Raw genomic sequence first — 13,907 nt, 5'->3', positions numbered from 1 at the left:
GTCGGCCGCAGTGCCAAAACCGGACGCTTCACCACTGTTAAGAAGGCACAGAAAAAGAAGTCTACGCATGTGGTCGAGACGATCAAACGTAAGTAACAGCGTGTCGGGCAGTCGCCTCTTGGACTGCCCGATGCAACCACAGCTCAAATTTCAGGCCCTGACGGAAATGATCTATCAGGCTTCGCTCCAGCGTTTTCGAGTCCGTGTACCCCTCGCTTTTTCGCAAGCTGCATCAGCCAGTTTTCAAGAGTTGTCGTAGTTCGTTTTGTTGCGCTTCCAAACCGTTCAAACGCGCCTCCAATTCCTTCACGAAACCGTCGAAGTCGTTCTGCAAATTCTCCAACTCTTTCGGAGAAGCACTCGCGTTCTTCAAACCAGCTTCGAAGGTTGCGTTCAGATCTTCTACAGCGCGCAATAATGCTGTCTCGAAGGGCGTCAATTGATGATGTGACATAGCTTACCTCGTTCTGGCTGTTTCGACGCAGACTTCGCCTCCGCCCAGATTGGGCACGGGACAGTTGGCTAGGGTCACCCCAGGCGGAAGGTTGACCACTTGGCCCAAGCCTCCAAGGCCACGGGTCACGCGTGTCCCTTCCAGACCGAATGTTGCCAGCCCCGGCGTTTCGACCGTTGACGGTTGCTCTGGAAAGGTCAGCTGCACCGCCATCAAGAGCACCCAGGAGGTCAGAAAGACCCCGGCCAGGTAGGTCGGCAGCATCGTCTTCCAGGTCACCGTGCGCCATTCCCTCCGGCTCTCTTCCAACGCTGCTGTCGCGTCCAGGATTTTGCTGGCCTGCGCCTCGATCTCGTGGGTCGTCCGGTCGTTCAGTGAGCTGCTCAGCCTTTCGAGGGCGCGCATATCGTGATCGACTTTTCGCAGCGCGGCGTTCAACGCTTGCGACAAACGCTGCTCGAAGTCGTTCAACATCTGCTGGGTCTGCTCTTCGGTGGCGTGGCTTTGCGTCTCCACCTTCGCTTGCAGGCTTTGCAGCAAAGTATTCATCTGCGGTCCAGGTTTCATGGAAAATGCGATCCTCTAGTCTGAAGGTGTTTTGGCTGTCCGAGGTGCCTGAAAGACGCATTGTAATCCGTGTGTCGCGACGGCGTGGCTTCCCGCCTTTCGCCTCTTCGGCATCGGCCTTTCGGCGCTTCTCAAGCTGTTTCTCGGACAGTGGTTTGAATTCAATGCCATCCAGTTCGCTTAAGACAACGCGAACATCCGTGTGATTGCGAACTTCGCCAGCCTCGATCTTCTGAAGGATCAAGGTCTGGATGGTTTCTTTGATGCTCTTTCGGTCGCCGAGATCGAAAACAGGTTTGACCATCCGTTTCCGCTCCGACTCTTCAGGACTGACCCAGCCTTCTTGGGCATTCCAATAGTCACGGAACGCATTGAAGAAGTGCTCCGAACCTGGAGGCGAAGGGTTGAATGACCGGTTCCCATGGAGCTCGACGCGGGGGATCAGGAAATGCAGCTCAGTGTTTCCCATGTGCTGGTGGCGCACCCAGAGGATATTCGCTTGGTCGGCTTCGAGCCCGGCAAACGCGGCTTTCTCAAAATCCCGCATGACATCGGCTTGCTGTGCTTCCGAGGGATCGTCCTCAGCATGGAATGCAACGACCCCCGATGTGTATCTCCATTTGCGGGTGTTGCTGTCGATCAGGTGGCATGTCAGGTCGGGATCGCCGGACAGGACTTCTGGGGCTACATCTCGCCGGACCGTCTTACCAGCGATGCGTTTGCGGTCTTCCGTATAAGCGGCGACCTCCTTTGCCACGAGATACTCGACCGCTGACCGACCTGAGCCGTCGCCATGGGAGAAAAAACGGACCATCATCGGGAATGCTCCGTGACGATCTCGGCCAGCTCGCGGTCCAATGCCATCAACAATGTGTAAACAGCGATCAAGTCGATGCGCCGCCCAGCCTTGCGGTCGGTGTGCATCGCGCGCGCGATTTGGTTGAGATTGTTGCCCGCGCGTCCGACCGCCGCCAGTAACGCGGGATCGACCACTGGGGGTCGCGCCCGCCGCTGCATTGGTTCCGCTGAAAGGACATGGCGAGCGTAGTCTGAGAGAGACCGCTCCTGGGCCTGAGCTTTCCTCAACCATGTCGCACGTTCTTCCTCCGAGCAGCGCACCCGCAGGACCAGCTCGCGGATCGCACGTGCCTCCAGCTTACTTTTGCTCATGGCAGCCACCTGACGCGCTCTGCGCGCGGGTCTGGGGTGAAGGGGAAAGGGCTTGCCCATTCCCTTCCAAGGTGCGTTTGGCGTAGCCACACGCGTAACCTTGCTCTCTCTCTTCTTGGGGCACACGAAGGCTATTCATGGATTGCCGCCTGATCGGATCAAAGTGCTTGTCAGCTCTCCGATCAAACTGTCCAGGACAGCTATCTGTCTGCTTTCCTTTCGGGCCAGCCCTGCAAAAGAAGCGGCTGCATTGTTCCTTCCAAAGGGGCCATCCCTCTGCGAATTTCGATCTGCCACGATCAGGCAAAGCGCGGTCTTCACCTCTCCGATTTGGTCGCATCTCTCTCGCCACAACCGGCTTGAAATGCCAAGTTCATAGGCCCGGTCATGCGCAGCCTTTACGATCGCTTGCCAGTCGGGCGGACCACCGCAGGCATACAGATCAATGTACTCGGCCAACTGTGGTCCAGTCAGCAGCCGGGCGTGAGTTGGGCTGGTTTTCAACCGGCGTTCTTCCGTAGGCTTCGCAGCCATACGAGTTTTGTTTTTCCTTTCCTTGTTCGTATTGAGTCGGACATTTTCGTCTGACCCGACGGTCATGTTTGGCTGACTGCAATCCGTCGAAAAATCGGAAAGTACGGCTTCCAGTGCTTCAGCAACTTCCTGCATTTTGGCGATGCCGGTGAGTTCTCCTGGCCGACGACGGGGCAGGATAGAGGTTGCAGCATCATCAGCATCCGCATTGCCCAGCTCCCGGATTTGCCGGAACAGTCCTTGAATATGCTGACGGAGACGCTTGTGATCCTCGTCGATTTGCATCTGGCGACTGACCAGCGAACGAACATATTCAGCCTGTTCGATCAGCGGGGCGAGGTTGATACCTGCCGCGCGTTTGATGACACCATCAACACGGTCGCCCGACCGGCTTTTACGTTCGGGATAGGTGCGACGGATCAAACCCGCCCCGACAAGCTCGGCCTCAATCCGTCCAACCTGCCGTTTCGATAGCCCAAAGGTTTGGGCAAGGCGTTCCAATGAATGCCAGATCGCACAGATCCTACCTTGCGCGAAGTCTGAGGCTTGGCAGTTGTCGATGGCGAAGACCAGATATTCAATCGCACCTTTTGACAGGCCAAGCGAAACTCTGGCCCGCTTGAGAAATCGCTTCAGTTGGTAGGGTGAGATGTCTGAGGGGAGCCCTCCGTGTACAAGGCGAACGCTCATGATGCACCACCTGAGAACCAACGACAGCCTTGAATGCTGGTTGCTTTGACAGCGGTTCTTGAGGTACTGTATTCCCGAAAGCTGGACGCTTTTGTTTTAGATTTGATCCCGGTTTCGGTTGCCGCCGAGCCGGGATTTTTCTTTTGGGATAGACACGAGGTGTGTCCCACTTCGGCGGCTAACCTATTGTTCCTTAAAGCCTCGCAAGTGCTATGTGTGTCCCGCAAGCTTCGTTGTTTTTGCTTCCTTTTTCTGCGATTCTCGGCGTTCTGCCGGGGTCACCATTTTTGGTCTGAAACGCTCAGCAATTAATGCATCCTGCGCTCCGGGGTGGACCAGTGAAATCGTAGCGTGTTTCGTCCAGCCTCCGATCTTGCAGCCAGACAGAAGCCCGCAAATAGAATACCTGTTCTGAAACCGAAAAAGGCAGCCCATGGGGCTGCCCTCACGCTGAAACCAAGAAGGTAACTTACAAACTGGCGTCGAGCGCTGCGAGAATCACGTCACCCATTTCTGTGGTGCTGATCGGTGTGCCGCCTTCTGGGCCCATCAGGTCGGCAGTGCGCGCGCCGTCGGCCAGAACCTTCTCGACGGCTTTTTCCAGCCGTGTGGCCTCGTCACCGTGGTCGAAGGAGTAACGCAGTGCCATGGCAAAGCTCAGGATGCAGGCGATCGGGTTTGCCTTGCCCTGACCTGTGATGTCAGGCGCAGAGCCGTGCACGGGTTCGTACATCGCCTTGGGGCGGCCATCTGCGTTCGGTGCCCCCAGTGACGCCGATGGGAGCATGCCCAAGGAGCCGGTCAGCATTGCGGCGCAGTCTGACAGGATGTCACCGAAAAGGTTGTCCGTGACAATAACGTCGAACTGCTTGGGTGCGCGGACCAGCTGCATGGCACCGTTGTCGGCATACATGTGGCTCAGCTCGACATCGGGATAATCCTCGTCGTGGACTTTCTGAACAACTTCGCGCCACAGGATGCCGCTTTCCATGACGTTGGCTTTTTCCATGGAGCAGACTTTGTTGTTGCGCTTGCGGGCCAGCTCGAACGCGGAACGCGCGACGCGGTCGATCTCGCTTTCGGTGTAGCGCTGGGTGTTGACGCCTACACGTTCGTTGCCTTCTTCGAAGATGCCTCGTGGTTCTCCGAAGTAGACGCCTGAGGTCAGCTCGCGGACGATCATGATATCCAGACCCGCGACCAGTTCGGGCTTGAGTGAGGAGAAATCAGCCAGCGCGTCGAAGCATTGGGCGGGGCGCAGGTTGGAAAACAGATCCATCTCTTTGCGCAAGCGCAGCAGGCCGCGTTCTGGTTTCAGGCTGAAGTCCAGATCATCGTATTTTGGGCCGCCAACAGCACCGAGCAGAACAGCATCGGCTTCCAGCGCGCGCGCCATGGTATCATCGTGCAATGGTGTGCCGTGTGCGTCGTAAGCGGCACCGCCCACCAGATCGTGTTCAACATCAAATTTGAGATCCCGCTTTTCGCCGAACCAGTCGATGATACGGGTGACCTCGTTCATCACCTCTGGGCCGATGCCGTCACCGGCTAGGATCAACAGGGTAGGATTGGCCATGGGATGCTCCTTGAAAATATCTATCTGACGCGGCGTAGCGTGATGGCGGCAAAGGGTCAAGAACGGCTAGGGGCGCAGATCCACCCAGACAAGGGAATGACGGCTGGCGGCAGGGTCCGCCACGATCTGTGCATCTTCTATAATCCAGTCCGAGGATGGCAGGATATAGTCGACGCGCATCGGCCCGGTCTGGTCCCAGTTTACGGTTGGTCTTTTTGGAAGCGGGTCCTGAAGTCTGGGGTGGTCCAATAGTCGACGCATCGCCTCCCCGCGCCCATTCCCCCGTTCTGGATCAAGGTTGGAATCGCCAAGCAGGACAAAGCGTGCCGTTGGCGGCGTGCCGATGATCCCTTCCAAATGCTGATACCAGAAGGCTGTTTCATCGTGGTTGCGCTTTCCGTTTCGGTCTTCGGGTCCATCAAAGACCGGAGGTGACGCATGGTATGTGAGTAGCGTGACAACGCCAAGGGTGGGGTGCCGGACAGGCACGCTCCAATGCCCGTGAGATGACAGGCGCTGGATGGCGAGAGCCTCAGTTGACGGGAAGGGCTCGTCGTTCTTTTCAGGGAGTATAGCATCCGGAAGGTCGCGCCACAGGAGCCCCGAGAAATCGGTGACGTCTTCAGATATGATGGGATAGCGGGACAGCACTGCCATGCTGCCTTGACCGTAAAAGCGGCCATATCCCTGGGCATCTCCGGCACCGCCAAGCTTGCCGTCCCCGTCCAGATCAAGATCGGTCATAAGACCGGCGTTGGGTTTTGCGGAGAAGTGGTATGGCATCTCGTGCCCCTTCTTTGCCAGCGACGCTGAAAAAGCAGTTAGGGCTGTGAGGTGCAGGTCGTAATCGACGCCTTGCAACACCAGTAGATCGGGTTTTGCGTTTGTGATTTGACCCAATACTGCGGCCAACTGTGGGTCTTTATCCGCAAGGACATCGCGTAAAAGAAGGCCCGGCCCCTTGCGCCCCAATTCTGTGTTGAAGGTTGCCACCCGCAGGATGTCGGCCATCCCGGTGGTGCCGAGACAAAGCAACAGCGCCAGTACCAGATAGATCAGGCGGCTTGATAGCCGTTCTCTGCATCGGCGCTTGCATAGGTCCGGCGACGCTTCTCTTCGATCATCTCCGCGACGCGGCCCATGGCAATACCGCGCATAATCATGCTTGCAGGTAGGAAGGCCCATGCGCTGAGTGTCCAGATCAAGGTTTGCGGGTTTTGCAACGTGATCGGTTCTACCAGATCAGCCGCCGCTTTGACCACTGCGGGAATGAGAAAGGGCAGTAGAAAGCCAAGCGCGATGTTGACGCGTGCATCCCGTTGCAGGCGTTCCAGCACATCGCCACCCGCTGTAGGGTCGAACAGAGGCAGGTTTACCCAGACGTTAAAAGCACCCTGCCGCGCGGGCCAACCAAGAATGCGTACAAGAACAAGAAACGCAGCCATTGCGACCAGTGACACCAGATACGAGATACCGGCCGCCGTGCGCACAATGGAAATAAGGCCGGGATCGGAATCCGCAGGCAACATCAGCACCACAAGGCGAACTGGTGAATACGGGAAATCAATCGCGTTGCCGATGATTGTGCCAAGTGAGGTCAAGCCATTTGTAAGAAGCGACGGATCGGTCTGACCCTTGATGATCAGGCTCAGCATGAGGACCGTGCAGGCCAGTGCGACGACCCGCAATCTGTTGAACGGAGGCGCATCGCGGAATTCGACGATGCTGGGGAAATTGGAGTTGTACTCAACGAAGGTCAGAAAGCCCGCGAGCATGGCGGCCAGTGCCGTGATCTGGCTGGTATCGCTCGCAACTCCCGGCACCAAAAGCGCGGGTATTGCAATTAACAAAGCCACTATTAGGCCACGCGCTGCCGCGCCTGTCATCCGTCCGATCACTCTTGTACCCTTCCAAACTGGCCAGACGCGATACGGTGCCGCGAACTTGTTCCAACTTGTTGCCCCCAAGGTGTGCAGGGGCCTGCCTCATTTCTGCCCAATTTGTGCCTTCTTTCCGCCCGACGCTCAAGCCTGTTGGTTAACGTTTGCTGTCAAGTGGGGCGTTTTGAAGGAGGGGGTGGTGCGTTCTTGCATCAATAGGCGGGCAAAAAAACGGCACATCCCCATATCTTGTGGGCGCACCAATGGCGCCCACAAGGTTCTCGTTTAACGTGTATTAATCAACGCCCTTGATAGGCAAAGTTTCAGACCCAAGGACGGCTTTGGGCTGCTTTAGATTCAAACGCGTCGATTGATGGTGCTTTTTCCATTGTCAGGCCAATATCGTCCAAGCCATTCATCAGGCAGTGCTTTTTGAACGCATCAATCTCGAAGGAGAACGTCTCGCCTTCTGATGTCGTTACCGTCTGTGCATCAAGATCAATCGTCATCCGTGCGTTGGCACCTTTTTCCGCATCTTTCATCAGAACGTCGACGACGTCTTGTGGCAGAGCGATGGGCAGGATGCCGTTCTTGAAGCAGTTGTTGTAAAAAATATCTGCATAGCTCGGCGCAATAACGCAGGTGATGCCAAAATCGGCGATCGCCCATGGCGCGTGTTCACGAGAGGAGCCGCAGCCAAAGTTGTCACCCGCGACAAGGATCTGTGCCTCGCGGTACTGCGGCTTGTTCAGCACGAAGTCCGGGTTTTCGTTGTGATCATCGTCATAGCGCATCTCCTCAAAGAGGTTCACGCCAAGACCGGATCGTTTGATGGTTTTAAGAAACTGCTTGGGGATGATCATATCGGTGTCGATATTGATCAGCGGCATGGGGGCCGCAATCCCTGTCAGAGTGGTAAACTTGTTCATTGGATTTCTCCTGAAATCGGGACACCAAAACGTTTGGTGCTAGGATTTGGTTGTGTGTCGCAGATCGAACCGGAGCGGGGAGTGCTGCTCATCCAGCTTCCGGCAGCCTTAGCCATCGCTGGCAAAGGCGTTTTGAAAAGGATGGACGAGCGTTTGCTCACATCAGGTCCCGCACGTCCGTCAGCTTGCCGGTAACAGCCGCCGCCGCCGCCATTGCAGGCGACATCAGGTGTGTCCGTCCACCGCGGCCCTGACGGCCTTCGAAGTTGCGGTTCGACGTCGCTGCGCAGCGTTCGCCCGGAGCAAGCTGGTCAGGGTTCATCGCCAGACACATGGAGCAACCCGCAAGGCGCCATTCAAAGCCTGCTTCCTTGAAGATATCTGCAAGGCCTTCTTCTTCGGCCTGAGCGCGGACAACGCCCGACCCCGGCACGACCATCGCGCGAATGCCTTCTTTTTTCTTTTTGCCTTTAAGGATGGCTGCAGCGGCGCGCAGATCTTCGATCCGGCCATTGGTGCATGACCCGATGAATACCGCATCAATTTCAACATCACTGAGCGGCGTTCCTGCGGTCAGACCCATGTATTCGAGCGAGCGTTCCGCCGCATTGACCTTGCCACCTTTGAATTCGGTCGGGGACGGTACGTTTGCGGTGATCGGCAGAACGTCTTCGGGCGATGTGCCCCAAGTCACAACCGGCGCGATGTCTTCGCCGCTGATCGTGATGACTTTGTCCCAATGCGCATCGTCATCGGAATAAAGTGTTTTCCACCAGTTCATAGCTGCTTCCCACTGGGCACCCTTCGGCGCATGTGGACGGCCGTTGCAATATTCGAACGTCTTTTCGTCCGGTGCAATCAGGCCTGCGCGTGCGCCACCTTCGATTGCCATGTTACAAACGGTCATGCGGCCTTCCATCGACAGATCGCGGATCGCTTCGCCGCAGTATTCGATGACATAGCCGGTGCCGCCCGCTGTGCCGGTGACACCAATCACAGACATGGTGATATCTTTGGCGGTCACACCAGGGCGCAGCTTGCCGGTGATTTCGACCTTCATGTTTTTTGATTTCTTCTGGATCAGCGTTTGCGTGGCCAGAACGTGCTCAACTTCCGAAGTGCCGATACCGTGGGCCAGTGCACCGAAGGCGCCGTGCGTCGCGGTGTGGCTATCACCACAAACAACGGTCATGCCGGGCAATGTCCAACCCTGCTCGGGGCCGACGATGTGCACGATGCCCTGACGGATGTCGGATACCGGGTAATAGTGAACGCCAAAATCTTTCGCATTCTTGTCGAGCGCCTCAACCTGAATACGGCTGTCTTCGGTCATGGTGGCCGCATTTGCGCGGTCCAGCGTAGTCGGCACGTTGTGGTCCGGCACGGCGATGGTCTTATCGGGTGCGCGAACGGAGCGACCCGTCATGCGCAGGCCTTCGAACGCCTGAGGCGAGGTCACTTCGTGAACGAGGTGGCGGTCGATATAGAGCAGGCAGGTGCCATCATCGGCTTCGTGCGCGACATGCGCATCCCAGATTTTATCATAGAGCGTTTTGGGGGACATAGGTCCTCTCCCGTTTTGTTGAGTGAATAGAGTCAGCAAAGAAGGGGCCGCGCGGGCGGCTGCAGGCAGATTATAGTCGGGCCAACACACTATGGGTTGCACCGAAGAACCGTTCACGCAGGCGTATGCGATCACTTGAGTCGAAAATCTGTTTCATGTTGTCCCAGATACCTGTCGAACGGTTTTGCCGCAAGGGTTGAAGGGTTGCAGGTGCAGGGAAGCCGTGCAACGCTTCGTGCTAAAAGGAGCCTCCATGCAAGACGCCACTGATCCGTTTGCGGAGTTTCTGACTAGCCTACAGGGCATCTGGATCAACGTTGTGTCGTTCATGTCGGGGATGCTTGCACCCGGCTGGCGGCAAAATCAGGTGTTCATCTTGCTGGGGTTAGCCGTTCTGGCGTGGCTTTTGCACCGTGGCACCGGTGTCATGCTGGAAAACTGGGTCCGCTCGCGCGAAGGCTGGGCGAAGTGGCAGTTACGTTTCATCGTCCAGATTAAAAGACGTCTTGGTCTAATGTGGTTCGCCGCTCTGGCCGGTCTTGTCTATGCGGTGATGCAGAATATTACATGGCCGTCGCGGTCCTATCTGATCGGGTTGGCGGCAACCTTGGCGGCGGTTTACGTGCTGGTCGCCTTTGCCGCACGGCTTGTGCGCAACCGCCCGCTGCGCCGCATCGTAACGTGGGCGATGTGGATATATGCGACGCTTTACATGTTGAACGTCTCTGATGATGTGGCGGGCTTCATGGATGGCATGGCGATCACTGTTGGCGATTTCAGGCTGTCACTTTTGACCCTGATCACCGCGCTTGTCGTGATCGGTGTGCTGCTCACCATGGCGCGGGTGGTCAGTCAGGCTTCGGCCAGCACAATCCGCAAGAACGATGACATTAGTCCCTCAATGCAGGTGCTGGCGGTCAAGGGTGTGCAACTCGCCCTCTACGGCATCGCTTTCTATATGGGCGTCAAAGCCGTTGGTATTGATCTGACAGGGTTGGCCGTGCTGTCGGGTGCGATTGGTGTGGGCCTTGGTTTCGGTTTGCAAAAGGTCGTCTCGAACCTTGTGTCGGGTGTGATCATTCTGCTCGATAAGTCGATTAAACCGGGTGACGTGATTTCCTTGGGCGAAACCTTTGGCTGGATCCAGACATTGGGTGCCAGATACGCCTCCGTGGTGACGCGGGACGGCAAAGAATACCTGATACCGAACGAAGACCTGATCACAGGGCAGGTGGTCAACTGGTCCCACTCCGATGATTTTGTCCGGCTCGATATCTATTTCGGGACAGCCTATGGCGATGACCCGCATGCGGTTAGGAAGATGGCCATCGCTGCGGCAACCAGCGTTGACCGTGTGCTAAGTTTCAAACCGCCAGTCTGCCATATCGTGGGGTTTGGCGACAGCTCTGTGGACTACATCCTGCGGTTCTGGATCAAGGACCCGACAGGCGGTTTGACGAATATCCGCGGCAACGTCTACCTCGCGCTTTGGGATACGTTTCAGGAAAACGGTATTTCCATCCCCTTCCCCCAACGCGAAGTTCTGTTGTTGGAAGATAGCAAGTTGGCCGTATCCAAGCCGCAAACAGATGCGACATCTGGCTGACTTGATCGGTCAGCATTCAGAGGTAGTTTCCGTTGTCAGGTGAACATAACGGAAAGCAGGACATGACAGCGACAAATTCGGTGGTCCTCATCCTTGGCAGTGGACCTAATGTCCTTGAGGCGCAGAAGTGGCCGAAGGAGTGGTTTGATTCCATCGTCGTGGTGAACAACGCATGGCGCGTCCGGCCTGACTGGGACGTTCTGGTTTTTCCCGAAGATTTCCCAGCGGATCGAAAGCCGCCCGCCCCCGCAGCAGGGCAAGTCTGGATCGAGGCGGATGCCTTTGTGCCGGCGCAGAACCACTTTGGTGGGTTCATCATGGCGGGTGCTACGATGGCTTACACTACCGCTTATTGGGCGCTGCATCACCTGCGGCCGCGGGTAATGGCGTTTATGGGATGTGACATGACCTATGCCGAAACGGGTGCCACCCATTTTTACGGGACCGGAACGGCAGACCCTTTGCGCGCTGACATCTCTTTGCGCGATCTTGGCGCAAAATCTGCCCGTCTTGCGGTGCTTGCTGCGCAGCAAGGTTGTGCATGTGTAAACCTGTCCAAAGCGCCTTCAGCTTTACTGTTTGAACGTGCCGATGCGGATGGGCTGCGGAAGAGCGGTGTCTCACGAGTATTTCAGCCTGACAGGGTCAAAGCCTTACAAGAGAGGGAAAGCGCGCTTGGATATACGACACCGGACGGTCGTTATTTGAACGATGCGGCTGTCTGGGACATGGGTGCGCTGGCTGAAATCGATCAGGGGTGGCGAGGCTTGCTGCGAAAATAGAGCCGTAGAGGAGGCGGAACTGCCATCAGTCGGGGCGCGTTGATCGGTCAAAGGAGTTATCCATGACCAATACAATCGTTTTGAAAGAAATCAGTCCCGTTACACACGACACACATCGTTACATCTTCAGTAAACCGCAGGATTTGCCATTCGAGGCAGGTCAGGCGGCCGAACTGGCGATCAATTCAGACGGCTGGCGTGAAGAGGGTCGCCCATTTACCTTCACGTCATTGCCGGAAGACATCAATCTGGAGTTCGTGATCAAAAGCTATCCGGACCACGATGGTGTCACCGAGCAGCTGCCACAGTTGAGACCGGGGTCGACAGTCACGCTAGACGGACCGTTTGGAGCTATCAACGATCAGGGTCCGGGTGTTTTCCTCGCTGCGGGTGCAGGTGTCACACCGTTTATCTCGATCCTTCGGGCACGCGCACGATCAGGCAACCTTTCAGGTTGCAAGCTGATCTACTCCAACAAAACAGAAGCAGACATCATTCTGCGCGCAGAATTTGAAGCCATGCAGGGTCTTGAGACGGTCTTTACTGTTACCAAAGAAGACAGCGATCAGGTGAAAAGCGAAAAGATCGACAAGGCTTTCCTCAAAGAACACATCGACGACTTTGGGCAAAAATTCTATCTATGCGGCCCGGGCGGGTTTGTGGATGATGTCCGTGATGCGCTGCAAGCGTTGGGCGCACAAAAATCGGACATAATCACCGAAGAAGGCTGGTGATGTCACACTGCGGCACCATGGCTGGTTGCTGTCATTGAATTGTCGCGTTGGGATTGTTATTCTAAGGACATTCCCAGCGCCCCCTGTGATGGCGGCGTAACTTAAGGAGGACAATGTCCTGTCAATTCAAAGACACGCAGATGTATCTGCGACTCACGGAGCAACGCTGATGGCGGGTGCTTCTGATATGACTTCAAGCGATGCCCTCTTGGCGCGCATTCTCACCACCCTCGAAGAAGACAAGGCCGAAGATATCGTGCAGATTGATTTGCAGGGTAAGACAGAGATCGGTGACTATATGGTCATCTGTTCCGGTCGTTCGACGCGGCAGGTTTCCGCGATCTCTGAGAAGCTTGCGCAGATGGTCAAGGATGAGTTTGGCCGGTCCCCCAAGACCGAAGGCAAAGACATCGGCGACTGGGTTCTGATCGACACCGGTGATGTGCTGGTACATGTCTTCCGTCCGGAAGTGCGCGAGTTCTATCAACTCGAAAAGATGTGGATGGACGGCGGCGAAGTCGCGGCACCGCAAAGCTGATTCCGGTCCAGCGCGGTGCGTGTTCATATCTGCGCTGTAGGACGGCTGCGGGCCAGTCCTGAAAAAGAGCTTATAGACGACTATCTTAAACGATTTGATCGCACGGGCAGGGCTTTGGGCCTTGGTCCGGCGCAAGTCGTTGAGGTAGAAGATAAAAAAGGTGGCGGTATGTCGGCTGAGGCTGCCTTGCTGGACCGCGCTGTGCCTTCGGGTTCCCTGATCTGCATTCTGGACGAGCGTGGCAAAGTGGAATCCTCTCCGGACTTTGCGAATAGAATGGCAGGTTGGCGCGACACAGGGCGCGGCGATTTGGCCTTCGTGATCGGCGGTGCAGACGGCATTGATCCGGCTTTTCGCAAGCGAGCCGACCATGCGGTATCTTTCGGGAAAATGGTTTGGCCACACATGATGGTCCGCGTGATGCTTTCAGAGCAGCTCTATCGTGCGGCATCCATCCTCTCCGGCGGCCCCTATCATAGAACCTGACGCTACTTCAGAGTGATCTTCTTGATCTGGCTGCTCCAACCCGTCAGATTATCACTGGCCTGAATCCCGACCTCTGTTATGCCGGAGGGGATTTCAACGCCGGATAGCGACCGCGTGAATGGTTGTTCGTTGGTGTGTGGATGCGCGAGGTTGCGTGTACCGAGCACGTTTCCATCATTGTCTACGACCCGCCAACTGTCGGCATAATGATCCCAGCCGGTATCACCGTGCAGCAGCGTGACATCAAACGTCCAGTATGCCCCCGACTTTTTAGCGGTGGCTTCCTGGATTTCAGGGGCGTCCGCAAATGCCGGAACGGCGAATGCAGCGCAAAGAGCGAGGGCGGAAATGCAGCGAATGTACATGATAATACCTAGCGGTTAATATCAGGGTATAT

General features: G+C 56.3%; 16 protein-coding genes. 6 read left to right on the top strand and 10 right to left on the bottom strand.

The genetic code is table 11. The annotated features are described in order from the left end of the window. Nucleotides 1-232: 232 nt before the first annotated feature. The gene (locus Z946_RS21795; RefSeq protein ID WP_025055017.1) at nt 233-454 is read right to left on the bottom strand and encodes a hypothetical protein; all 222 of its coding nucleotides are present in this window, start codon (nt 452-454) and stop codon (nt 233-235) included. Between the two features lie 3 nt (nt 455-457). Then, the gene (locus Z946_RS21790) at nt 458-1,021 is read right to left on the bottom strand and encodes a hypothetical protein (protein WP_025055016.1); all 564 of its coding nucleotides are present in this window, start codon (nt 1,019-1,021) and stop codon (nt 458-460) included. Nucleotides 1,022-1,442: 421 nt separating this feature from the next. Between Z946_RS21790 and Z946_RS21785 the strand changes: the two genes are divergently transcribed. Further along, nucleotides 1,443-1,796: a hypothetical protein gene (locus tag Z946_RS21785; protein ID WP_025055014.1), complete on the top strand. Its 354-nt coding sequence runs from the start codon at nt 1,443-1,445 to the stop codon at nt 1,794-1,796. 38 nt (nt 1,797-1,834) lie between these two features. Here Z946_RS21785 and Z946_RS21035 read toward each other — a convergent pair whose 3' ends face one another. The 7 genes from Z946_RS21035 to leuC form a co-directional block, all read right to left on the bottom strand. Beyond that, nucleotides 1,835-2,191 carry a plasmid mobilization protein gene (locus Z946_RS21035; RefSeq protein WP_025055013.1) on the bottom strand — a complete coding sequence of 119 codons (357 nt, stop codon included), beginning with the start codon at nt 2,189-2,191 and terminating at the stop codon, nt 1,835-1,837. 135 nt (nt 2,192-2,326) lie between these two features. After that, nucleotides 2,327-3,415 carry a helix-turn-helix domain-containing protein gene (locus tag Z946_RS0106995; RefSeq protein WP_025055012.1) on the bottom strand — a complete coding sequence of 363 codons (1,089 nt, stop codon included), beginning with the start codon at nt 3,413-3,415 and terminating at the stop codon, nt 2,327-2,329. A 469-nt stretch (nt 3,416-3,884) separates the two neighbouring features. Next, nucleotides 3,885-4,991, bottom strand: a complete 1,107-nt coding sequence (leuB, locus tag Z946_RS0106990) for a 3-isopropylmalate dehydrogenase (protein ID WP_025055011.1) — start codon at nt 4,989-4,991, stop codon at nt 3,885-3,887. 66 nt (nt 4,992-5,057) lie between these two features. Further along, nucleotides 5,058-6,002 (bottom strand): endonuclease/exonuclease/phosphatase family protein, encoded by a 945-nt coding sequence (locus Z946_RS0106985; RefSeq protein ID WP_025055010.1) that lies wholly within the window; start codon nt 6,000-6,002, stop codon nt 5,058-5,060. Between the two features lie 44 nt (nt 6,003-6,046). Continuing rightward, nucleotides 6,047-6,889, bottom strand: a complete 843-nt coding sequence (locus Z946_RS0106980) for a hypothetical protein (RefSeq protein WP_025055009.1) — start codon at nt 6,887-6,889, stop codon at nt 6,047-6,049. A 305-nt stretch (nt 6,890-7,194) separates the two neighbouring features. Beyond that, a complete protein-coding gene (gene leuD, locus Z946_RS0106975; protein WP_025055008.1) occupies nt 7,195-7,800 on the bottom strand; it encodes a 3-isopropylmalate dehydratase small subunit in 606 nt (201 codons plus the stop codon). Nucleotides 7,801-7,957: 157 nt separating this feature from the next. Beyond that, the gene (gene leuC, locus Z946_RS0106970; protein ID WP_025055007.1) at nt 7,958-9,364 is read right to left on the bottom strand and encodes a 3-isopropylmalate dehydratase large subunit; all 1,407 of its coding nucleotides are present in this window, start codon (nt 9,362-9,364) and stop codon (nt 7,958-7,960) included. A 253-nt stretch (nt 9,365-9,617) separates the two neighbouring features. Here leuC and Z946_RS0106965 point away from each other — a divergent pair, with 253 nt between their 5' ends. The 5 genes from Z946_RS0106965 (at nt 9,618) to rlmH (ending at nt 13,510) form a co-directional block, all read left to right on the top strand. After that, nucleotides 9,618-10,970, top strand: a complete 1,353-nt coding sequence (locus tag Z946_RS0106965) for a mechanosensitive ion channel family protein (RefSeq protein WP_025055006.1) — start codon at nt 9,618-9,620, stop codon at nt 10,968-10,970. 62 nt (nt 10,971-11,032) lie between these two features. Then, nucleotides 11,033-11,752, top strand: coding sequence for a hypothetical protein (locus tag Z946_RS0106960; protein ID WP_025055005.1), 720 nt, complete (start codon nt 11,033-11,035; stop codon nt 11,750-11,752). Between the two features lie 62 nt (nt 11,753-11,814). After that, nucleotides 11,815-12,486: an FAD-binding oxidoreductase gene (locus tag Z946_RS0106955; RefSeq protein WP_025055004.1), complete on the top strand. Its 672-nt coding sequence runs from the start codon at nt 11,815-11,817 to the stop codon at nt 12,484-12,486. Between the two features lie 169 nt (nt 12,487-12,655). Continuing rightward, entirely contained in the window at nt 12,656-13,024 is a 369-nt protein-coding gene (gene rsfS, locus Z946_RS0106950) for a ribosome silencing factor (RefSeq protein WP_025055003.1), read from the top strand. Nucleotides 13,025-13,039: 15 nt separating this feature from the next. Further along, entirely contained in the window at nt 13,040-13,510 is a 471-nt protein-coding gene (gene rlmH / locus Z946_RS0106945) for a 23S rRNA (pseudouridine(1915)-N(3))-methyltransferase RlmH (RefSeq protein WP_025055002.1), read from the top strand. Between the two features lie 2 nt (nt 13,511-13,512). Here the strand turns inward: rlmH and Z946_RS0106940 are convergent, their stop codons facing one another. Further along, a complete protein-coding gene (locus Z946_RS0106940; protein ID WP_025055001.1) occupies nt 13,513-13,875 on the bottom strand; it encodes a hypothetical protein in 363 nt (120 codons plus the stop codon). Nucleotides 13,876-13,907: the final 32 nt, after the last annotated feature.

The sequence above is a fragment of the Sulfitobacter noctilucicola genome, from assembly GCF_000622385.1.
Classification (GTDB): Bacteria; Pseudomonadota; Alphaproteobacteria; order Rhodobacterales; family Rhodobacteraceae; genus Sulfitobacter; species Sulfitobacter noctilucicola.
This window is presented reverse-complemented; position numbering and strand designations above follow the sequence as displayed.